Annotated in this window: 16 protein-coding genes and 1 pseudogene; all 17 read left to right on the top strand. The window is 62.4% G+C overall.

Features of this window, described 5'->3' with window-relative positions:
- Nucleotides 1–400 precede the first annotated feature (400 nt).
- Nucleotides 401–808, top strand: a complete 408-nt coding sequence (locus tag ACO54Z_RS07285) for a VOC family protein (RefSeq protein ID WP_485996425.1) — start codon at nucleotides 401–403, stop codon at nucleotides 806–808.
- Nucleotides 808–1098, top strand: coding sequence for a helix-hairpin-helix domain-containing protein (locus ACO54Z_RS07290; RefSeq protein WP_485996426.1), 291 nt, complete (start codon nucleotides 808–810; stop codon nucleotides 1096–1098). Before ACO54Z_RS07285 ends, ACO54Z_RS07290 begins: the two co-directional genes overlap by 1 nt.
- Nucleotides 1099–1937: 839 nt before the next feature.
- On the top strand, nucleotides 1938–2717 hold the full coding sequence (gene tatC / locus ACO54Z_RS07295; RefSeq protein WP_485996028.1) for a twin-arginine translocase subunit TatC: 780 nt from the start codon (nucleotides 1938–1940) through the stop codon (nucleotides 2715–2717).
- A gap of 452 nt (nucleotides 2718–3169) precedes the next feature.
- Nucleotides 3170–3904, top strand: a complete 735-nt coding sequence (locus ACO54Z_RS07300) for a glycosyltransferase (RefSeq protein ID WP_366916290.1) — start codon at nucleotides 3170–3172, stop codon at nucleotides 3902–3904.
- Between the two features lies 1 nt (nucleotide 3905).
- A complete protein-coding gene (locus ACO54Z_RS07305) occupies nucleotides 3906–5507 on the top strand; it encodes a glycosyltransferase family 2 protein (RefSeq protein WP_298080206.1) in 1602 nt (533 codons plus the stop codon).
- Nucleotides 5504–6724, top strand: a complete 1221-nt coding sequence (locus ACO54Z_RS07310; protein WP_485996427.1) for an O-antigen ligase family protein — start codon at nucleotides 5504–5506, stop codon at nucleotides 6722–6724. The genes ACO54Z_RS07305 and ACO54Z_RS07310 overlap by 4 nt, the downstream gene beginning before the upstream one ends.
- Nucleotides 6717–8444 (top strand): lipid A export permease/ATP-binding protein MsbA, encoded by a 1728-nt coding sequence (msbA, locus tag ACO54Z_RS07315; RefSeq protein ID WP_485996428.1) that lies wholly within the window; start codon nucleotides 6717–6719, stop codon nucleotides 8442–8444. Before ACO54Z_RS07310 ends, msbA begins: the two co-directional genes overlap by 8 nt.
- An 18-nt stretch (nucleotides 8445–8462) precedes the next feature.
- A complete protein-coding gene (locus tag ACO54Z_RS07320) occupies nucleotides 8463–8921 on the top strand; it encodes a low molecular weight protein-tyrosine-phosphatase (protein ID WP_485996429.1) in 459 nt (152 codons plus the stop codon).
- Complete coding sequence (gene dnaA / locus ACO54Z_RS07325; protein ID WP_298079365.1) at nucleotides 8911–10239, top strand: chromosomal replication initiator protein DnaA; 1329 nt, start codon at nucleotides 8911–8913, stop codon at nucleotides 10237–10239. The genes ACO54Z_RS07320 and dnaA overlap by 11 nt, the downstream gene beginning before the upstream one ends.
- 231 nt (nucleotides 10240–10470) lie before the next feature.
- Complete coding sequence (gene dnaN, locus ACO54Z_RS07330) at nucleotides 10471–11580, top strand: DNA polymerase III subunit beta (protein WP_485996430.1); 1110 nt, start codon at nucleotides 10471–10473, stop codon at nucleotides 11578–11580.
- Between the two features lie 175 nt (nucleotides 11581–11755).
- Entirely contained in the window at nucleotides 11756–12922 is a 1167-nt protein-coding gene (locus ACO54Z_RS07335) for a cytochrome P450 (RefSeq protein ID WP_485996431.1), read from the top strand.
- An 89-nt stretch (nucleotides 12923–13011) separates the two neighbouring features.
- Nucleotides 13012–15095: pseudogene (locus ACO54Z_RS07340) on the top strand (TonB-dependent siderophore receptor).
- A gap of 599 nt (nucleotides 15096–15694) precedes the next feature.
- A complete protein-coding gene (nhaC, locus tag ACO54Z_RS07345; protein ID WP_485996432.1) occupies nucleotides 15695–17161 on the top strand; it encodes a Na+/H+ antiporter NhaC in 1467 nt (488 codons plus the stop codon).
- An 11-nt stretch (nucleotides 17162–17172) separates the two neighbouring features.
- The gene (locus ACO54Z_RS07350; protein ID WP_485996433.1) at nucleotides 17173–18429 is read left to right on the top strand and encodes a sarcosine oxidase subunit beta family protein; all 1257 of its coding nucleotides are present in this window, start codon (nucleotides 17173–17175) and stop codon (nucleotides 18427–18429) included.
- 9 nt (nucleotides 18430–18438) lie between these two features.
- Nucleotides 18439–18732, top strand: coding sequence for a sarcosine oxidase subunit delta (locus ACO54Z_RS07355; protein ID WP_298079358.1), 294 nt, complete (start codon nucleotides 18439–18441; stop codon nucleotides 18730–18732).
- Nucleotides 18729–21728 carry a sarcosine oxidase subunit alpha family protein gene (locus ACO54Z_RS07360; protein WP_485996434.1) on the top strand — a complete coding sequence of 1000 codons (3000 nt, stop codon included), beginning with the start codon at nucleotides 18729–18731 and terminating at the stop codon, nucleotides 21726–21728. Before ACO54Z_RS07355 ends, ACO54Z_RS07360 begins: the two co-directional genes overlap by 4 nt.
- Nucleotides 21721–22308, top strand: a complete 588-nt coding sequence (locus tag ACO54Z_RS07365) for a sarcosine oxidase subunit gamma (RefSeq protein ID WP_485996435.1) — start codon at nucleotides 21721–21723, stop codon at nucleotides 22306–22308. Before ACO54Z_RS07360 ends, ACO54Z_RS07365 begins: the two co-directional genes overlap by 8 nt.
- Nucleotides 22309–22516 lie beyond the last annotated feature (208 nt).

Raw genomic sequence — 22516 nt, forward strand, 5'->3', positions numbered from 1 at the left:
GCCTGCCACAGTCCTTGCACAGGTATTTTTGCTTGTTATTGCCGGATTTGCCGTTAGGACACCACCAAAAACTTACCCCTGCTTCAAAGGGATTGCGACTACGGGAGGGAATTATCTTGATTTCGTTCAAAATTAAAAACTTGTCCCTGCTGCAAAGGGATTTCCATTAAAAACGCCGACGGTTGTCGGCGTTTTTTCTGTAATAATTGCTATCGCGGAATCTGCAAACATGGAAACGGCAATCGCGGGGCGGGCTACCCGATATGGCAATACTCGCAAAACCCTGTACGGGATTGCCAAACCTGGCAAGACGGCCCGCATTGCCTGCGTGTCTCGCTGCACAAGCTATTCTCGTTGCGCCTTGCATCCCGCGCCGCCCGCCTCAACCTGGAATTTTGCAATGAACCAGCACCTCAACTACATCACCCTCGGCGTTGCCGACCTCGCCGCCTCGCGCCGCTTTTACCGTGAAATATTCGGCTGGCAGGAGCGCGGCGACAGCAACGATCACATCGCCTTCTTTCAGGCGGGTAGCGCGCTGATACTGGCGCTGTTTCCACGTGAAGCGCTGGCGGCCGATGCGAATGTCGCCGCCGACGGCAGCGGCTTCCCGCGCTTTACCCTCGCGCACAACGTCGCCTCACGGGAAGCGGTGGATGCGCTCTTTGCCGCCTTCGCCGCGCAAGGTATCGCTATCGTCAAACCGCCGCAGGCGGTGTTTTGGGGCGGCTACAGCGGTTACATCAGCGACCCGGATGGCTTCCTTTGGGAAATCGCCCACAATCCTTACCTGGAAAAACTGCGCTGATGCACCCGGCAAAAGTGCGACGTGAAGCGGTGCGCGAACTCACCGATCTGCCCAACGTCGGCAAGGCGACCGCCGCCGATTTGCACCGCCTCGGCATCCATCAGCCGCAGGATTTGGCGGGCTGCGACGCCTATGCGCTTTACCACGAACTCTGCCGTCTTGATGGCGTGCGCCACGACCCCTGCGTGCTGGACGTGCTGTTGTCGCTCGTGGATTTTATCCAGGGCGGCGCGGCGCAGCCGTGGTGGGCGTTTACTGCCGAACGCAAGGCGCGCTGGCCGGGGTTGTGAGCAGGCAAAATAACGCATACCCTGTTCGCCCCCGTTTTACCATTTATAGATAGCGATACTCACAAAGTTCCGTACAAGGCGCGCCGCCGAAGACAGTACGCTTTGTACGGCGAGGCGGCGCAACGCCATACAGGGCTTTGTGAGGATTGCCATACATACACCGCTCCCGCTATCGTGTATGTATAGCCATCCACCGAAAGCCTCATGTGGATGGCTCTAGGGGTTGTTTGCAATTCAAACCCGCCCCGTTGCGGGCTTCGCTCTGCGGTCGTCCACCAAACTACCCCCTCCCCCGTGGGGGAGGGTCGGGGGTGGGGGCAGCAAACAAGCCGCGTTAGCGACGGTATACAAAACGAATGGCAAACAGCCCCTAGGCGCTGTTTGCCATTCGGCGGATAAACCCCTCTCCCTCTGGGACTGGGACAGCTCGCACAGCGACAAGCATTGCTTGCGAAGCAAGAGAGAGGGCTGGGGTGAGGGCAGCAAAATCATTGAAGAACAGTAATTTCAGTTCATGAGCCATATCGCTCACCCCCACCCTGACCCTCCCCCCGGGCCCCACGCAAAATGCGGACGCATTTTGCGTGGGTACCCGCCCGCTGCGGGCTTCGCCCTGCAGGGGAGGGGAATTTCGCTTTTACCCGCAGACTCCAAACAGGCTCTAAAAACGCAGAGCGGGGCTTAACCCACCCAGACGGTTTGAACGGTGGGGCAAGCCCCACCCTACGACCGTTAAAATAACGGGATGCGCCCCGCGTAGCGCACAAATCATTTACATACACCTTACCCGCTATCGTGTATGTAAATGCCCCCTGAAACCCATCCATCCTGCAATCACCATGACCGACACCCCCAACATCCCGGAAAACGACGACCCGGAAATGCCCATCGTTGAGCACCTCATCGAGCTGCGCACCCGTCTGTTGCGCATCATCTACGCCCTCGGCGGCGTTTTCCTGCTGCTGCTGCCGTTCCGCAACCGCGTCTATGAGACTTTCGCCCTGCCGGTTTTGAACAATATGCTGCCCGGCCAGACCATGCTCGCCTACGACGGCATCGACATTTTCCTCACCCCAATCAAAGTCTGCCTCTTCCTCGCCTGCCTCTTCACCATCCCGTGGATTCTCTACCAGGTGTGGGCGTTCGTCGCGCCGGGGATGTACCGCCACGAAAAGCGGCTGGTGCGCCCCATCCTCATCTCCTCCACCGTCCTCTTTTATACCGGCGTGCTGTTCGCCTATTTCATCATCCTGCCGATATTGTTCAGCTTTTTGGCGGGCATTGAGCTCAAGGGGGTGGAATACAAGCCGGACATCACCCAGTACATGAACCTCAGCCTGACGATGTTTATCGCTTTTGGCGCGGCGTTTGAAGTGCCGGTGGCGACGGTCATCTTCATCATGCTCGGTCTCGTCCGCCCGGAAACGCTTGCGCAAAAGCGCCCGTACATCATCCTCGCCGCCTTCACCATCGGGATGCTGCTGACCCCGCCGGATGCGATTTCGCAAACGCTGCTGGCGGTGCCGATGCTCATCCTCTTTGAAGCGGGGCTGTACATCGGCAAACGCCTGCTCGCCAAACGCGAGGCGGAAGCGGGCAATGGCGACGCGGCGCCGTAGGGGCTGTTTACATTTCGTTTTGGATGCGGTCGCTACGCGATTTTTCACACCCCCACCCCGCCCCTCCCCCGCTTCGCAGGGGAGGGGGATTCAAATTGCAAACAGCGCCGTAGTGCTTCGCCCCGCAATTTTTTGATTTTTCTTGGTCGGCCATTGGCCGACGTTTTTTATGCGGATACACGCCCGCCGGTAGCAGGCGCAGTTCGTATAGCCATCCACCGAAAGCCTCATACTGTGTTGCGTCGCCTCGCCGTACAAAAGCGTACTGTCTTCGGCGACGCGCCTTGTCTGAAACTTTCGGTGGATGGCTATAACCGGCGCAGCTTCAGGACGGTGCGCCGAGACGCACCCTATGGCTACTGCAGACTGATGCGCTGCGGCGGGTTGTGCCTTTCCGCTATACTACCGCCTGCGCCCGCTTTTTCATCAATCTGTTTTTTCTCGTTATTTTTATGTCCGCCCGTTATGTTCTCTGCATGAAGTGGGGTACGAAGTATCCCGCCGAGTTTGTTAACCGTCTGTTTCGCATGGTGTCGCGGCAGTTATCGTTGCCGTTTACCATGATTTGTCTCACCGACGACCCCGCCGGGATTGACCCCGCCGTGGTGTGTCATCCGATTCCGCCGCTGGATTTGCCGGACGGTCTGCCGGAGCGCGGTTGGCGCAAATTGACGACGTTTGCGCCCGATCTCTACGGTCTCAGGGGCACGGCGCTGTTTTTGGATTTGGACGTGGTCATTCTGCGCAATATCGACCATTTCTTTACCCACGAGGCGGACGACCGCAACAGCGTCTTCATCATCCGCGACTGGAAGCGCCCGTGGCGCGGTGTCGGCAACAGTTCGGTCTATCGTTTTGAGCTGGGCGCGTTGCCGACGCTGCTCGATGTCTTCCGCGCCAATTTCCTCTCCATCCGCGCCCATTTCCGCAATGAGCAGGCGTGGTTGTCGGCGTTTTTGCGTGAGCGCGAGGCGCTGCGTTTTTGGCCGGATAGTTGGTGCAAGAGTTTCAAGTATCACGCGCTCTATCCGCTGCCGTTGTCGTTTTTCCTCGCACCGCGCCGCCCGGACTGCGATATTTTGGTTTTCCACGGTGAAATCAACCCGGACACCGCCATTGCCGGCGGTGGCGGCAAGTGGTATCGCCATGTGCGCCCGGCGCCGTGGCTGGCGGATTTTTGGGGGTGATATGGCGACGCTGAGTGTGGTGTTGATGGTGCGGAACGAGGCGGCGAATTTGCGCCGCTGTTTGCCACGGGTGGCGCGCGTCGCCGACGAGATTGTGATTCTGGATTCGGGCAGTACCGATGACAGCGAGGCGGTCGCCAACTGGTTCGGCGCGCGCTGGTTTGTGAACACCGACTGGCAGGGCTATGGCATCCAGCGGCAGCGGGCGCAGGCGCTCGCCACCGGCGACTGGATTTTTGCGCTGGACGCGGACGAGGTGCCGGACGACACGCTGCTCGCCGCCCTCGCCCGCATCAAGGACGAGACGCCGGGCAATACGGTGTATGGCGTGCGGCGGCTGGATTTGGTGTTTGGCCGCTTCATTGATCATCCGCGCTGGCGCGGCAAGCCGTATTGGCGCGTTTATCCGCGCCGTTTTCAGTTCAACAGCAATGCGGTGCATGAGTCGCTGCTGCTCGATGGTGCGCGGACGCGGGTGTTGCCCGGTTTTCTGGAGCATCATACGGCCGATACGCCGCTGTTCTGGCTGGAAAAGCGCTTTTCTTACGCTGACACCTGGGCGCGCGAGGCGCACGCGCGCGGCAAGCGCGTTTCGCCGTTTGGCGTGTGGCTGCGCAGTCTGTGGGCGTTTTGCAAGCAGTATCTCGCCGATGGCCGTTTTCTCCGGGGCAGTAGCGGCTGGGTGTATGCCTGGCTCTTTGCGCAATATACGTTCAACAAGTACGCGCTGCTCTGCGACCGCAATGCGCGGCCGCAGAGTTATGCCGATGATTTTCAGCCGCACGCGGTCAATGCGCGCGCGCTGCCGCTGGCGGTGCCGCCGCCGGGGCGGAATCCGCATCCGCTCAGTGTGGTGATGATTGTCAAGAATGAGGCGCGGCATTTGCCCGCCTGTCTCGCCGCGGTGCGCGATTTGGCGGACGAGATTGTGATTCTGGATTCGGGCAGTAGCGACAACAGCGCGACGATTGCCGCCCGCTTCGGCGTGCGCTGGTACGAGAACCGCGACTGGCGCGGTTTTGGCGTGCAGCGGCAGCGGGCGCAAGCGTTGGCGCAGGGTGATTTTGTGCTGATGCTGGATGCGGACGAGCAGCCGGATGCGACGCTGAAGGCGGCCATCCGTGCGGTGCTGCAATCGCCGCCGTCGCCGGATACGGTGTATGCCGTCTCGCGCAGCAATATTTTCTGCGGCACGGCGGTGAACGCGCGTTATCGCGATCATATTCCCCGCCTCTATGGCCGCGCCTTTTTTCAGTATCACCCGTATGAGGTGCATGAGTCGCTGGCGCGCGGCGCGGCGGCGGTGGTGCGTCTGCCCGGCGATTTGCTGCATTTCACCAGCGACAATCTCGCCCATTTCATCCGCAAGAATTTGCGCTACAGCCACGACTGGGCGCAGGAGAAGGCGGCAGGCGGGCGGAAACCGCCGTCGCTGTGGGCGTTGCCGCTGCGCGCTGCCGTCGCTTTCTGCCGCGAGTATTTTGTCCACCGCACGCTCTTTGCCGGGCGCTACGGCTTTTTTCTCGCCGCCAGCTCGGCTTTTTATAATTTCAACAAGTATTTGATGCTCGCCTGCCTCGCGCGGCGTGAGAGGAAGTCATGAAGGTTTGGCTGAAGCTATTGGTTAATGGCGCGACGTTTTTGTTTTTTGCCTTGAGCCTCGCCCTGAAAAGCGGCTACAGCTACGGCGCGGCGCTGCTGCTCGTGGCGGCGCTGACGACGCTGCCCGTGTGGTGGCGCGCCCGCCCGCGCGATGCGGGCTTGCGCTGGCTCGCCGGGGGGTTTGTCGCCGCCGGGCTGCTGGCGCTGTTTGATGTCATCCGCTCCGGCAGCGGTCTGCGCGGGCTAGATTTGCCGCTGAAGTTTTTGGCTACGCCGCTCGTGCTTTATTTTGTCGCCACCGTGCCGCCGAAGGGGCGCGCCATTTGGGCGGGGGCGGCCTGCGGCGCGTTGCTCGGTCTGGCGGTGGCGTGGGGGTATGCGACCTTTGCCCCGGAAGCGTTGCCCTATGGTCGCGCCGCCCGCTTTCTCCATCCGATTCAGCTCGGCAATCTGGCGATGCTGCTCGCCCTCATCACCGCGTGCAGTCTGCGCGCCCGCCCGCGCGGCTGGCAACTGCTGCTGACGCTCGCCGGTGCCGCCGCCGGGGTTTATACGGCCTTTCTGTCGCAGACGCGCGGCAGTTTTTTCGCCCTCGCCTGGGCGCTCGTCTTCCTCGGCCTGCTGTCGCTACGCCGCCGTCATTTCCGCGCGCGCAGCGTCGCCCTGTCGGCGGTAATTGTCGCCATCGCCGCGCCGCTGTTCTGGCTCGCCAATATTGAGGTGATTGAAGAGCGGCTGGCCGAGGCGCAACACGACATCGCCCTTTACCAGGAAGGCAAGGCGGATACGTCCATCGGCGCGCGTTTTGAGATGTGGCGTTTCGCCTGGCAGGAGGGCAGCCGCTATCCGCTCTTCGGCGCGGGTACGGCGCAGTTACAGGCGGACAAGGACAGCTGGCACGCCGCCGCCGACCTCGCCGCCTTCGGCCATCTGCACAACGAGTTTCTCGATGCCTTCGCCCGGCGCGGTCTGGTGGGGCTTGCGGTATTGCTGTTTTTGTTCGTCTGGCCGCTCGTGCTTTACCGCCGTGGTGAGGAGCGCGATTCGCCCGATGCCGCCGCGCTGCGTCTCGCCGGGCGGGCGCAGGTGCTGCTTTACAGCGGCTTCAGCCTGACCCAGGCGGCGCTGTTCAGCCACAACAGCGGCCTGCTCTTTTTTGTGTTGCCGCTTTGCCTGATTGTTGCCGCGCTGCGCGGCGAAGGACGCCCCGATGTTTAACCGCGACGACCGCGCCCGCTATCTGCGCCTGCTCGCCTACATCCGTCCGCATTGGAAGGTGGTGCTGCTCGCCGCCGGCGGCACGATTCTCTACGGCCTGACCGAGCCGCTGGTACCGTTCGTGCTGCAACCGCTGGTCGATGGCGGCTTTGCCGAGGGCGATATGCGCACCGTTTATGGCTTAACCGCCTTGCTGTTTTTCGGCTTCATGCTCAGGGGAGCTGCGAGCTATACCGCGACGTGCAGCATGAACTGGCTGGCGCAACAGGTGGTTTACACGCTGCGCGGGCGGATGTTCGCGCAGTTGCTGCGCCTGCCGATGCGCTATTTTGACGAGAACAGCGCCGGCAGCATCGTCTCGCGTTTCACCTATGACGCGCTGCAACTGATGGCGGCCAGCACCGACGCTGTCGCCATTCTCCTGCGCGAAACCGTCACCATCGCCGCCCTCACCGTCTTCCTCTTTTATCTGGACTGGAAGATGACACTGCTGCTGTTTGTTGTTGCGCCAGTGCTGGCCTATATCATCGTCCACGTCTCAAGGAAACTGCGGACGATGGCACGGGCGATGCAGGAAGACATGAGCGGCATGAACCATGTCGTCGATGAAAGCCTGCGCGGCCGGGCGATTGTCCGCATTTACAACGGCCAGGACTACGAATACGCGCGCTTTGCGCAGCAGGCGGAGGCGGTGCGCTTTCACGCGGTGAAATCGACCAAAATCGCCGCCAGCGCCTCGCCGGTGGTGGAGATGACCATCATCGCCGCGCTCTGCACCGTCATCATCCTGTTCGCGTGGAAGGCGCGCAGCGCCCCGGCGCAGATGACCACCGGCGTCTTCGTCTCCTTCCTCGGCACGATGGCGCTGCTCTTCCCGCCGATCAAGCGCATGGGCAAACTGAACGAGCCCATCCAGCGCGGGCTGGCGGCGGCGCAAAGCATCTTCGATTTTCTTGATGCGCCAACCGAGCCGCAACCCGCCCTGCCGCCGGTATCGCTTACCCGTGGCGAAATCGAATTCCGCGACGTCAGCTTCGCCTACCCGGAGCAGCCGGTGCTGGAACATTTCAGCCTGCACATCCGCGCCGGGGAAACCGTCGCCCTCATCGGCGAGTCCGGCAGCGGCAAATCAACCATCGCCGCGCTGCTCGCCGGCTTTTACCCGCCGACGGCGGGGGCGATTTACATTGACGGCCACGACCTCGCCGACGTCAGCCTTGCCGACCGCCGCCGCGCCATCGCCTTCGTCTCGCAGGACACGGTGCTGTTCTCGACCAGCATCGCCGCCAACATCGCCTATGCCGACCCGGCGCCGGACGCCGCCAAAGTGCGGCTCGCGGCAGAATCCGCCAACGCCGCCGATTTCATCGCCAAACTGCCGCACGGTTACGACGAAAACACCGGGCAACAGGGCGGGCGGCTCTCCGGCGGGCAGAAGCAGCGCATCGCCATCGCCCGCGCCCTCTACAAGGACGCGCCCATCCTGATACTGGACGAAGCGACCTCGGCGCTGGACAACCACAGCGAGGCGAAAGTGCAGGAAGCGATTGAGCGGCTGCGTGCCAACCGCACCGCCATCATCATCGCCCACCGCCTCTCCACCATCCGCAACGCCGACCGCATCGTTGTGCTGGAAAAAGGCAAAATCGTCGAAAGCGGCAGCCACGACGAACTGCTCGCCCGTGGCGGCAGCTATGCTAAACTGCTGCACCGCATCTAACCCAACACCTTGAAAAACATGAAAATACTGATGGTCTGCACCGGCAACATCTGCCGCTCGCCGATGGCGGAAGGCATCGCCCGTGCGCTACTCCGCGCGGCAAAACGCGACGACATCACCGTCGATTCCGCCGCCACCCACGACTACCACCCCGACAGTCCTCCCGACGCGCGCGCCCGCCGCGTCATGCGCGCGCACAACATGGCGATTGACGACCTGCGCGCGCGGGTCTTCCTCCCCGAAGACTTCTACCTCTTTGACGAAATCCTCGTCGCCGACCGCAGCCATTACCGCTACCTCAGCGCCATCGCCCCCGATGACGACGCCTGCGCCAAAATCGGCTTCATGCTCGATACCCTGCCGGACAACCCCGGCGCGGAGCTGCCCGACCCCTACTACGGCGAACTGGCCGATTTTGAACGCACCTTCACCCTGCTGGACGCCGCGCTGCGGGCAAGGTTTGCCCATGGCCGCTGAATCGCAATACTACGGCCAGGCGCTGCTGCTCTGGCAAAGCGTGCTCGACATGATGGCGCCGCTATGCTCCAAGGAAGACAACCTCGTCCTCGGCTCGCTCACCCTCAAGACCAAAAGCGAGAAAGAATGGATACTGCTGGCGCCAAACAAATTCGCCTGCGAGCAAATCCGCGCCTCGCTCTTTGACGCGCTGCAAATGTTCCTCGGCAACAAGGGCATCAAAAAAGTCAAAGTGGAAGTGGCAAGCACGCCCGACCTCTTCGTCAGCGACGCCTCCACCCCGGCGCCGTTTGAAAGCAACCTCATCAGCGACTACCAGTTTCACAACTTCGTCGAAGCTCCCTCCAACCACGAAGCCTTCGCCGCCGCCGAGCGCGTCTCCAGCGGTGCCTTCCTCGCCGACAGCAACCCGCTGCTCATCTACGGCGGCACCGGCCTCGGCAAATCGCACCTGATGCACGCCGCCGGCAACGCGCTGCGCCGCAATGGCCGCGCCGCAGTGATGTACATGAACGCCGAACAGTTTGTGAACGAGTTCGTCGCCGCCATTTCCGGCAAATCGCAGCGCGCCTTCTCCAAGCGGCTGCGCAGCGTCGATGCGCTCTTGATTGACGACGTGCAGTTTTTGGGCGGCAAGGAGCAGTCGCAGGCAGAATTTTTCCACACCTTCAACGAGCTGATTGACAAGAAGCGGCAGATTGTCATGACCTGCGACCGTTACCCGAAAGAAATCGAAGGCTTGCAGGCGCGGCTGAAATCGCGCTTCGGCGCGGGGCTGTCGGTATCCATCCGCACCCCCGAACCGGAAACACGCTTCGCCATCCTGAAAAGCAAGGCGAAAGAACAAAACTTCACCCTGCCGGACGAAGTCGCCTACTTCATCGCCGAGCACGTCGAATCCAACGTGCGCGACCTCGAAGGCGCGCTGAAAAAACTCATCTTCCAGTGCCGCGTCCTCAAAAACGACGCCCCGGCGACCCTCGCCGTCGCGCAAAGCGCGCTGGCCGACCTGTTGCAGGCGCAGAAAAAACAGACCAGCGTCGAAAACATCCTGCGGGTGGTGGCGCAGTACTACGCCATCAGCGCGGACGAGCTGCTCTCGCGCAGCCGCAAAAAAACCTTCGCCGAGCCGCGAATGCTGGCAATGGCGCTGACGCGCGAACTGACCGACCTCTCGCTCAAGGCCATCGCCCAGGCATACCAGCGCAAAGACCACAGCACGGTGATGCACGCCGTGGAAAACATGGAAAAACGGCGGCAAAGCGAGCCGCGTTTCCGCGAAGAGTATGACAACATCCGCACCATCATCACGGCGTAGCCGCTCACCCCAACGGGACGTGGACAAGTTGTGGATAATCTTGCGGACAAACGGGGGATAACTTTTGCCGCCTGCGCCCGCCGGATTTGTCCACACCCTGTCCACCGGGTTGTCCACCATTTTTCCCCATGTCATCCCCGCAATTTTCCTTTACACTACAGGCAGTCAGGTCGTTTGCCCACATATTCACAGACACGACTACGACGACGAATTTAAATAAAGAGGTTATCTATGAAATTCAGCATTGTGAAAGAGAAGTTCCTCGAACCGCTGGCAGACATCAGCAGCATCGTGGCACGGAAAACCACCAAGCCCATTCTCAGCCATGCGCTGTTGCAGACCAGCGGCGAACATTTGCTGCTCAAGGGCACCGACACCGAAGTCACGCTGCAAATACTGCTGAACGAGCTGGACATCAAAGAAGAAGGCGCCATCACCGTCCCCGCCGCCAAACTGCTGGACGTCGTCCGTCACCTGCCGGCACAGGCGACCGTCTATTGCTCGCTGGAAAAAGAACAACTGCTGGTCAAGGCCGCAGGCAGCGTCTTCCGCATTGCGACGCTTCCCGCCGAAGACTTCCCGGCGCTGGCCGAAGCCGACATGGATCGGCGCATCGAAAGCGACAGCCGCGCCCTGCACGACATCATGCAAAAAGTGCGCTTCTCGATGGCAAGCGAAGACGTGCGCTACTACCTGAACGGGATGTACCTCAACATCGTCGAAGACGGCAACGCCATCCACGCGGTCAGCACCGACGGCCACCGCCTCTCCTGCGCGCGCAGCTCCCTGCCGTCGCCCGCGCCGATGACCAACCTCATCGTGCCGAAAAAAGGCGTGAGCGAGCTGATCAAGCTCCTCGGTCGCGTCAGCCAGCCGGTGGTACTCAACCTCGGCGAACGCCAGCTCAGCCTGACCCTGGGCGGCTACCGCCTCACCAGCCAACTGATCGACGGCACCTTCCCCAACTACGAACAAGTGTTGCCGCCGGTACAGGAAACCCCGGTACTGGTCTCGCGCCAGGCCTTCCTCGAATCGCTGCAACGCGCCAAAGTACTGCTGCTTGACCGCCACGACGGCATCCGCCTCACCTTCTCCGACGCCAAACTGCAACTGGCGGCGCGCAACCTTGAAAACGAAACTGCCGACGAAGCGCTGGACATCATCAACCCGCAGGCGCTGCAACTGGAAGTGGCGCTGAACATCAACTACCTCATCGATGCCATCAGCACCATCAACGGCGACAACGTGCAACTGCACATCGCCGACAGCAGCAGCCCCTGCCTGATTACCAGCAGCGAAGACGAAGGCGTGCGTTACGTCATCATGCCGATGCGCCTCTAACCGCCGCGCTATCCGCGAAAAACCGCCCTATCTGGGCGGTTTTTTTATGGGTGTTCCGGCAGGACGGCTATAAAAGCGGGGACTGCCACAAATGGCGTGCTGTAATGCAGGTCAAGGACACGGTGCGGGCGGCGGCGTAAAGTAGCCGCCTTCACGCATCATCCAGGAAATCATCATGACCGCACCTGAAAAAAACGACTGGGATTCGCGCGATCCCGCCGTACAACGCGACCAGCTCGCCGCCTACGACGCGATGCGCGCGCGTTGTCCGGTGGCGCACGACGATTATCTCGGCTACACCCTCTTCCGTCACGAAGATGTGCGCTACGCGCTTGAGCATCCGGAGCTGTTCTCCAGCCGCGTTTCCACCCGCCACGTTGCCGTGCCGAGTGGCATGGACGCGCCGGAGCATACTGCCTTCCGCGCTATCAACGACAAGTACTACACGCCGCAGCGGATGGCGGCTTTTGCGCCCCGTTTCCGCGCCATCATCCGCGATTTGGTCGCCGCCCTGCCGCGCGGGCAGGCGGTGGACGTGATGGACGGCTTCGCCCAGCGCTACGCGATGCGCATCCAGAATGCCTTTATGGGCTGGCCGGATTCGCTGGAAGCGCCGCTGACGGCGTGGATTGAGAAGAACCGCCGTGCCACGCTGCGCGGCGACCGCGCGGAAATCTCCGCCGTTGCCCTCGAATTTGACCACTATATCCGCGCCCTGTTGCAGGAGCGGCGCGCGTCGGCAACGGATGACATCACCAGCGAACTGCTGCACGACGTGGTGCATCTGCCCGACGGCGACCGCCTCATGACGGAAGCCGAGCTGATTTCGCTCATCCGCAACTGGACGGTGGGCGAGCTTTCTACCGTCTCCGCCGCCGCGGGCATTATCGTGCGCTTCCTCGCCGCACATCCGGCGGAACAGGCGCGGTTGCGCGCGGACAGCGCCGCCATTCCCGCCGCCGTTGAGGAAATCATGCGCCTCGAAGACCCGCTGGTGAGCAACCGCCGCATCACCACCTGCCCGGTGACGGTGGGCGGTCGCACCCTGCCCGCGGGCAGCCGGGTGACGCTGAACTGGGCAAGCGTGAACCGCGACGAAGCCGCCTTCGCCGATGCGCTCGCCTACCGCCCCGAACGCGACCAGGGCGCCAACCTCGTTTACGGCGCGGGCATTCACGCCTGCCCCGGCGCGCCGCTCGCCCGTCTTGAATTGCGGCTGCTGATGGAGGAGCTGCTGTCCGGCACGGCAGACATCGCACTCGATGCCGCCGACCCTGAGCCCTGTGCCTTTGCGCAGTATCCGGTCGCGGGCTACCGCAAGGTGCGGGTGGTGGTGCGGTAGTGGACAAGGCGGGTGGCGGGAAGCCGCTTCATTAACCCCCGGCAATTCATTAAAATGCTACGGATTCTCATCAACCACAAGGAGCCTTCATGCACCCCCGCAACCTGCTCGCCGCCGCCATTGCTGCCGATGACAGCGAAACACTAGACACCATCTTCATCAAAACCCAGCGCGGCTACAGCGCCGACGCCACCGAAAACAGCCGCGATTACAGTGCCTTTGCCGCCACCGTCGGCACCAAAATCCCGGCGACGCCGCGCGAAATCCCGCAATCCATCAGCATCGTCACCAACCAGCAAATCAAGGACCGCAACGTCGAAACGCTGGACCAGCTCGCGCGCAAAACCCCCGGCCTGCGCGTGTTGTCCAACGACGATGGCCGCTCCTCCGTCTATGCGCGCGGCTACGAATACGACGAATACAACGTCGATGGCCTGCCCGTGCAGATGCAGAGCATCAACGGTACCCTGCCCAACCTCGCCGCCTTTGACCGCGTCGAAGTCATGCGCGGCCCCGGCGGCCTCTTTGATAGCAGCGGCGAAATGGGCGGCATTGTGAATTTGGTGCGCAAATGTCCCGGCGACAGCTTCGCCGCCAGCGCCAACGCGGGCTACGGCACCGACAAACAATACAAACTGGGCGGCGACGTCTCCGGCAAACTGAACCAGAGCGGCACCGTGCGCGGCCGCGTCCTCGCCGAGACCAGCAGGCAAATCGCCCAAACCGGCGAAGCAAAACAACCACCACGAAATCGCCTACGCCGCGCTGGACTGGGACATCGGTCCGGACACCACCGCAGGCGTCGGCTACCTCTACCAGCAGCGCCACATCACCCCGGACAACGGCCTGCCCGCCTACAAAAACGGCAAACTGCTGCCCCTGCCGCAAAAGAGCTTCACCGGGCCAACTGGAACCACTTTGAAATGCAGAGCCACGACGCCTTCGCCGACCTTGACCGCTACTTTGCCAACGGTGCCTACGGCAAAATCGGCCTGCGCTACAGCGACCGCGACGCCGAATCGAACTACGCCTTCGCCGGCAGCGCGCTCGATGACCAATACAGGTGACGCCGACCGGACTCGGCACCAACATCAAACAAAAAGCGCTCGCCTTTGACGCCAGCTACAGCCAGCCTTTCAACTGGGGCGCGATGCGCAACGAATACGTCGTTGGTGCCGACTACAACCACTTCAAAACCAGCAACGAACAAGGCCGGGCGCGCGCGCTCGGTGCCGCCCGCGACTACCGCACTCTCGGCGGCCTGTCCTACACCAACATCCTCGGCAACGCCCGCGCGGGCGCACGCGGCTATGCCCGCACCCTTGACGAAGAAACCCTCGACGAAGCAGGCGTTTACGGAAAACTCGTCGTCCGCCCGCTGGAAAACCTCTCGCTCATCGGCGGTGGCCGCATCGGCCATTACCAAATCCAGAGCGGCGATGGCACCGCCAAAGAAAAACGCAACGGCACGCCAATTACCGGCTACGCGGGCGTCGTCTGGGACTTCAGCAAAACCGACAGCCTCTACGCCAGCTACAGCTCGCTTTACCGCCCGCAAACCGCGATTGACCGCAATGGCCGCCTGCTCAAACCGCGCCGGGGCGACCAAATCGAAATCGGTCACAAAGGCAGCTACCTCGGCGACCGCCTCAACACCCGCGTCAGCCTCTACCGCCTGCAAGACAAAAACGCCGCCGCCAGCATCGCCGGCGACAACAACCACTACACCGCGCTCGGCAAGCGCGTCATGCAGGGGGTGGAGCTGGAAGCGAGCGGCGCGCTCACGGACCGCTGGAGCATCCATGCGGGCTACAGCTATTTGAGCCCGAAAATCAAACGGGCGGCGACCACGCGCGACGACGGCATCTTCCTCCTCATGCCGCGCCACAGCGCCAACCTGTGGACGACCTACGACATCACCGACGACATCACCGTTGGCGGCGGGGTGAACGCGATGAGCGGCATCCGTAGCTCGCAGGGCGTGCGCGGCGGCGGCTATGCGACGGTGGACGCGATGGCGGCGTACCGCATCACCCCGCAACTCAAACTGCAACTGAACGTGGACAACCTCTTCGACCGCAAGTACTACACCCGCGTCGGCAGCACCAACACCTTCAACATCCCCGGCGCGGAGCGCAGCGTGATGGCGACGGTGCGCTACGAGTTCAAATAAACCCGCCGCGACAACGCCCTCCCGCCGGAGGGCGTTGTTGTGAGGGTGTATGACAATCCACGCCAATCACCCGCAAAACGTAGGGGCGGTTAGGACGAAGTCCGTAACCGCCCGAACCATAGCCATCCACCGAAAGCCTCATACTGTGTTGCGCCGCCTGACCGGGCACCCTAAAAAATGGCGAAGCCATTTTTTAGGGAAACCCGCGCCGTACAACCGCGTACTGTCTTCGGCGACGCGCCTTGTCTGAAACTTTCGATGGATGGCTGTCCGGCATTTGGCTTGTTGGGTCTCTCCCGCTACGCGAGCGGTTCCAGTTGCTCGTACCGCGCTAATCCAACCTGAAAACTGTGATTTTTTGTATTTTTGAGTGGATTTACGCGTTTTTTTCTTTTCCACGGTTGATTGTAACGTCGAGTTAATGCATGATGCAGTTAAGGTCGCTTCAGCCTTTGCATGAAGTGACTGTGGGGGTGTCTTCTGCCATGCGGTTCTGACCCCGTCCGTTTCCCAGACCGCATCGCTTTCGGCATTCCCGCGCGGGGAATGCCGCCTGTTTGCCGCTTTCTCCGCTTCAATTTCTGTTTTCGGGAGGAAGTATGTTCAGTCAGTTCAAAAACCGCGACCATTATCCGTTTTGGTTTGAGCTTGCGCCGCTCTTGCTGACGGTCGCGCTGCTCATGGTGCAGTTCTTCGTTTTCAAGGATTACACGCCGCACGTGCCGCTGGTCATCGGCATTTGTATCACCGGCATGTTTATGGCGCTCAAGGGGCGCAAGTGGGCGGGCATGGAGCAGCATATGTACCGCGTGATGAAGGTCGCGCTGCCCACCACGGTGATTATTCTCTGCGTCGGCATGATGATTGCCGCTTCCATCGCCGCCGGCACGGTGCAGACGGTGCTGGTGTATGGGCTGTCGATTTTGAAGCCGACGGTGTTTTTGCCCGCCACTTGTATTTTGACGACGGTGGTCTCGCTCGCCACCGGGACTTCCTGGGGTACGGTCGGCACGGTCGGCCTTGCCATGGTCGGCATTGGCGAGGCGCTCGGCGTGCCGATGCACTGGACGGTCGGCGCGATTTGTTCGGGCTCGTTTTTCGGCGACAAGATGTCGCCGCTGTCGGATACGACGAATTTGTCGCCCGCGGTCGCCGGTACGGATATTTGGTCGCATATCAAGGCGATGCTGCCCAATACGATTCCCGCGTATGCGATTACTATCGTGGTGTACGCGCTGGTGAGTCTGCATTATGGCGGTGATGCGGGCGAGGGGTCGCTCGCCACGCGCGAGCTGTTCCGCCAGTTGATGATGGATCATTTCAGGATTGGCTGGATTACGCTGATTCCGGCGGCGGTGGTCATTTTCATGGGTTTCCGTAAGTATTCGGTGATGGGGACGCTTTGCACCGGGATTTTTCTCGCGGTGCTGCTCGCCGTGGTTTATCAGGGCGTGAAGTTGAGCGCGGTCTCGGATATTTTGATGAACGGCTTTAAGGCGCACACCGGGCAGGAGGCGATGGACAAGCTTCTGTCCAAGGGCGGGATTATGTCGATGACCTGGGTGATTACGATGATGATGCTGTCGCTCGCCTTTGTCGGCTGTCTGGAAGCCTACGGCACGTTCCGCGCGATTCTCGCCAAGCTCAATGTGCTGATTCGTTCGCGGTTTTCGCTGGTGGCGACTGCTGCCAGCGCGGTGCTGATTGTCGGGCTGGTCGCGGGCGAGATTTATACGTCGCTGGTGTTGCCCGGCCGCCTGATGAAGGGCAAGTTCGCCGAGATGGGCTACGACCGCGCCATTTTGTCGCGCACGCTGGAGGACTGGGGCACGCTGGTCTCGCCGCTCATTCCCTGGAACAACGGCGGCGCGTTCGTCACCGCCACTCTCGGCCTGAGTACGTTTATTTATGCGCCGTTCGCGCTGTTCTGCTGGCTGTCGCCGCTGATTGGCCTGATTTATGCGGCGTTTGGCTGGTTTACGCCGCTTGACCCGCGCGGCCCGCAAACCCTCGCCGATGAGGACATGGAAGAAATCGCCGACGAAGTTGATGATTACATGGTGTAAGTGGAGGTTATATGCACTTTGAACGCTACTCTTGGTGGAGTCTTTTCAAACACGGTCTGCGCCACAACCGCGACTGGCAGCCCGCCTATCGCCGCGCGACACTTGCCGACAGCTACGACGTCGTCATCATCGGCGGCGGCGGACATGGGCTTGCCACCGCCTACTATCTGGCGAAAGAACACCGCCCCGGCCGCATTGCCGTGCTGGAACGCGGCTGGCTCGGCGGCGGCAACACCGCGCGCAACACCACCATCGTCCGCTCTAATTATCTTTGGAGCGAGGCGGCGGCGCTGTTTGAGCATTCGCTGAAATTGTGGGAAGGGCTGACCGCCGACCTCAACTTCAACGTGCTGTTCAGCCAGCGCGGCGTCTATAACCTCGGCCACACCCTGCAAGACATGCGCGACATCGAACGCCGCGCCAACGCCAACATCCTGCAAGGGGTGGATGTGGAAGTAGTGGACGCAAAAACGCTCAAAGAACGCATCCCGCTGCTCGACTGCTCAAGCCGCGCCCGTTACCCGGTGATGGGTGCGAGCTTCCAGCCGCGCGGCGGCATCGCCCACCACGATGCGGTGGCGCGCGGCTTTGCCCGCGCCGCCAGCAACCTTGGCGTTGATTTAGTCGAAAACTGCGAAGTAACCGGGCTGGACATCGAAGGCGGGCGCATCCGTGGCGTACAAACCTCGCAAGGCTACGTCAAAGCCGACCGCGTCGGCTGCGTTGTCGCCGGCCATTCTGGCGTGTTGGCAGGCATGGCGGGCTTGCGCCTGCCGCTGGAAAGCCACCCGCTGCAAGCCTTCGTCTCCGAATCCATGACCCGCTCCATAGACAGCGTCATCATGTCCAACGCCGTGCATGGCTACATCAGCCAATCCGACAAAGGCGAATACGTCATCGGCGCCGGCATCGACAGCTACACTGGCTACGGCCAGCGCGGCAGCGAACACATCATTGAGCACACCGCCGCTGCCATCGTCGAAATGTTCCCCTCGCTTTCGCGCGTGCGCATGAACCGCCAATGGGGCGGCATCGTCGATACCACCCCGGATGCCAGCCCCATCATCGGCAAAACCCCGATACAAGGCTTCTACCTCAACTGCGGCTGGGGAACGGGCGGCTTCAAGGCAACCCCCGGCTCTGGCAACGTCTTCGCCCACACCATCGCCCACGACGAACCGCACCCGCTCGCCCGCCCCTTTGCGCTCGCGCGCTTCAACAGCGGCCACCTCATCGACGAACACGGCGCCGCCGCCGTTGCCCACTAGGAGAGAACCATGCTTGCCATCTACTGCCCGCACTGCGCGGACACCCGCAACGAAAGCGAATACCACCATGCCGGCGAAGCCTTCATCGTCCGCCCGGCAAACCCCGACAGCATCAGCGACGAAGCCTGGGGCGACTACCTCTTCCACCGCAAAAACCCCAAAGGCTGGGTCTGGGAACAATGGGTACACGGCGCCGGCTGCCGCAAAGTGCTGGTCGTCAAACGCCACAACGTCACCAACGCCATCGCTGCCAGTTACACCCTGAACGACGCCAAACGCGCCTGGCGTGAGGAGGAAGCATGAGCGCCCGCCGCATCCACAAACCCGGCATCCGCGTTGATGCCAGCCAACCCGTCAGCTTCAGCTGGAACGGCAAAACCTACCAAGGACTTGCCGGCGACACCCTCGCCGCCGCACTCATTGCCAACGGCGTGCGCGTCGTCGGCCAAAGCTACAAATACGGGCGACCGCGTGGCATCCTCGCCGCTGGTTGCGAAGAACCGAACGCCCTCGTCCAACTCGAAGACGGCGGCCATGCCACCCCCAACCAAAAAGCGACCCAAGTCGAACTCTACCCTGGCCTGCAAGCGCGCAGCAGCGCCATACGGCGCAGCAAAAGCCTCATCGGTCGCCTGGCACAGCGCTACATGCCGCCCGGCTTCTACAGCAAAACCTTCAAATGGCCGCAAAGCCTGTGGCCGCGCTACGAAAACGCCATCCGCGCCCTGGCCGGCTTTGGCGACGCGCCTCGTAGCGCCGACCAAGAATGGTACGACCACCTGCATCACCACGTGGATGTGCTGGTCGTTGGTGGCGGACTCTGCGGCCTGCTTGCCGCCGAAGCCAGCGCCCGTGCCGGCCTCAAAACCCTGCTCGTCGATGAACAAAACGAACCCGGCGGCTGGCTGTTGAGCGAAGGCCAAACCCGCTTCGACGACCAGCCCGCGCACGCCTACCTTGATGCGCTGCTCGCTCGCCTCAAAACCCTGCCCAACCTCGAAATCCTCTCGCGTTGCGCCGCCGTTGCCGTGCACGACCACAACTACGTCCAAGCGCTCGAACAAAAACAAGACCACCTGCCGCCTGCCGCCCGCGACCCCGACCAGCCGCGGCAGCGTCTGCACAAAATCCGCGCACGACAAATCCTGCTCGCCAGCGGCGGCATCGACCGCCCGCTTGTCTTCGGCAACAACGACCTGCCTGGCGTCATGACCCTCGCCGCCGGCCAAACCTACCTCAACCGCTACGGCATCCTGCCCGGCGAAACCGTCCTCATCTGCGGCAGCCACGACGGCATCTACCACACCGCTGCCGACTACGCCGCCGCAGGCGCAAGCGTAACCGTCGCCGACATCCGCGCCAATGCCAAAGCGCCTGCCGGACTCGCTGCCAACATCACCGTCCTGCCCGGCTACCACATCGCCGCAGTGCGCGGCCGCCAACACGTCGCAGGCGCGCGCCTCTACCACCCCGGCAGCGGCGAAGCGCGCGACATCGCCGTCGAAACCGTGATGAGCAGCGGCGGCATCAGCCCCAGCGTCCACCTCTACTGCCACGACACCCGCCGCCCCGACTGGAATGAAGCCGCGCACGCCTTCACCGTACCGGATGACTACCGCCAAAGCCGCGACGGCATCGCGGGCATCGGTAGTGTCACCGGCCACTACCGCTGGACAGACGCGCTGGCACAAACCGCTGCCACCACCCGCGCCGCCCTCGCAGCCCTCGGCACGAACGGCGAAATCACCCTGCCGCGCATAGATGAGGCCGCCGAAACCAACCCGCCCGCCTTCGCCGTGCGCCTACAAGACGGCAAGCCCGAAGGCACCGGCGCCAAAGCCTTCGTCGATTACCAAAACGACGTCACCGCCGCCGACATCGCCATCGCCGTCGCCGAAAACTACCAGCACATCGAACACGTCAAACGCTACACCGCCTTCGGCTTCGGCACCGACCAGGGCAAACTCACCAGCGTCAACAGCATCCACCTCACCGCTGCCGCGCTTGGCATCTCGCCCGCCGCCGTCAGCACCACCACCTACCGCCCGCCGTGGACACCCGTCACCTTCGGCGCGCTCGCCGGCTACCGCCAGGGCAACACCTTCGAGCCAGAGCGCACCACTGCCCTGCACCCCGCGCACGAAGCGCGCGCTGCGGCAATGGAAGCCGTCGGCCAATGGTGGCGGCCGTGGTACTTCCCGCAGGCGGGCGAAGACCTGCACGCCGCAGTCGCCCGCGAAACCGCCGCCGTGCGCAACCATGCCGGTGCCATCGACGCCAGCACCCTCGGCAAAATCCAAATCGACGGCAAAGACGCGCGCGAATTCCTGAACCGCGTGTACAGCAACGCCTGGAACAAACTGGAGCCCGGCAAATGCCGCTACGGCCTCATGCTCGACGAAAACGGCATGGTAATGGACGACGGCGTCACCGCCTGCATCCACGACAACCAGTTCTACATGACCACCACCACCGGCGGCGCGGCGCGCGTCCTCGACTGGCTCGAACGCTGGCACCAAATCGAATGGCCGGAACTTGACGTCTGGCTGACCTCCGTCACCGACCACTGGGCGACCATCGCCGTCGTCGGCCCCGAGTCGCGGCAAATCCTGCAAAGCCTTTGTGATGACATCGACTTCTCCCGCGACGCCTTCAAATTCATGGAATGGCGGGCGGGTACCGTTGCCGGCATCGCCGCGCGCGTCTTCCGCATCAGCTTCTCCGGCGAACTCGCCTACGAAATCAACGTTGCCGCCGGCTACGGCCGCCACATCTGGGAAGCGGTGATGACAGCGGGCGCGACCCCTTACGGCACCGAAACCATGCACGTCTTGCGCGCCGAAAAAGGCTTCATCATCGTCGGGCAAGACACCGATGCCACCCAAACCCCGTTCGACCTCGGCATGCCGTGGGCAGTGAACCTCAAAAAACCCTACAGCTTCCTCGGCCAGCGCTCCCTCGCCCGCAGCGACACCGCGCGCGCAGGACGCAAACAACTGGTAGGACTGCTCGCCGCCGACCCGCACACCATCCTGCCCGAAGGCGCGCAAATCATCGCCACAGCCGACCCCGCCGTGCCGCGCGCCGGCAGCGACGACCCGCCGGTGGCAAGCCTCGGCTACATCACCTCCAGCTACCACAGCGTCGCCCTCGGCCGCAGCATCGCCCTGGCCAACATCGAAAACGGCGCGGCACGCCAAGGCGAAACCGTCTATGCCTTCGCCCACGGCAAAACCTACGCCGCCACCATCAGTAGCACCAACTTCGTAGACCCTGCCGGAGAACGCCAAAATGCCTGAAATCACCTGGGAAACCCCGCTCGCGCGCCAACTCGCCGCCCACCCCGCGCCCGCGCGCGCGGCGGGCATCACCGCCAGCGAATGGCCACAAAGCGCCATCCACATCCTGCGCGGCAAACCGGAAGACAGCGCCTTTACCGCCGCCGCCGAAAACGCGCTTGGCGTTGCCCTGCCGACCGCACCAAGACAAAGCGCAGAAAAAGATGCGCTCACCATCCTGCGCCTCTCGCCGGACGAATGGCTGCTAAAAAGCCCGTGGCAGGACAAAACCGCACTTGCCACCCGCCTGCAACGCGCGCTCGCCAACCAGCACGCACAAATCGTCGATAACAGCGGCGGCTACACCGGACTGGAATTGCGCGGCGAAGCCGTCGCAACCGTACTGCGCCACCTCACCCCGTACCCGGTCGAGAACCTCGCCGCGGGCGAAGTCATCGGCACTGTGATGGAAGCCGCGCACATCACCCTGCACAAACACGGCGCCACGCACTACAGCCTCATCATCCGCCGCAGCTTCGCCGACTACGTCTGGAAACTGCTGGCAAAAGCGAGCCGCCCCTACGGACTCGCCGTCGCGTAAAAACGCCCACACCCTATCCAAACGCCCCCGTGGTCGGGTTCCCACACAAAATGCGACCGCATTTTGCGTGGGGTTCGGGGGAGGGCCGGGTAAAACGAAGCCCCTCTCCCTGTGGGACAAACATTGCTCGTCCGCAGGACGAGAGAGGGGTTGGGGTGAGGGCTGTAGCGATACAGGCAAAGAAAAGTACAAAGTGCGCCGATATACC

Source organism: Cardiobacterium sp., assembly GCF_057314735.1.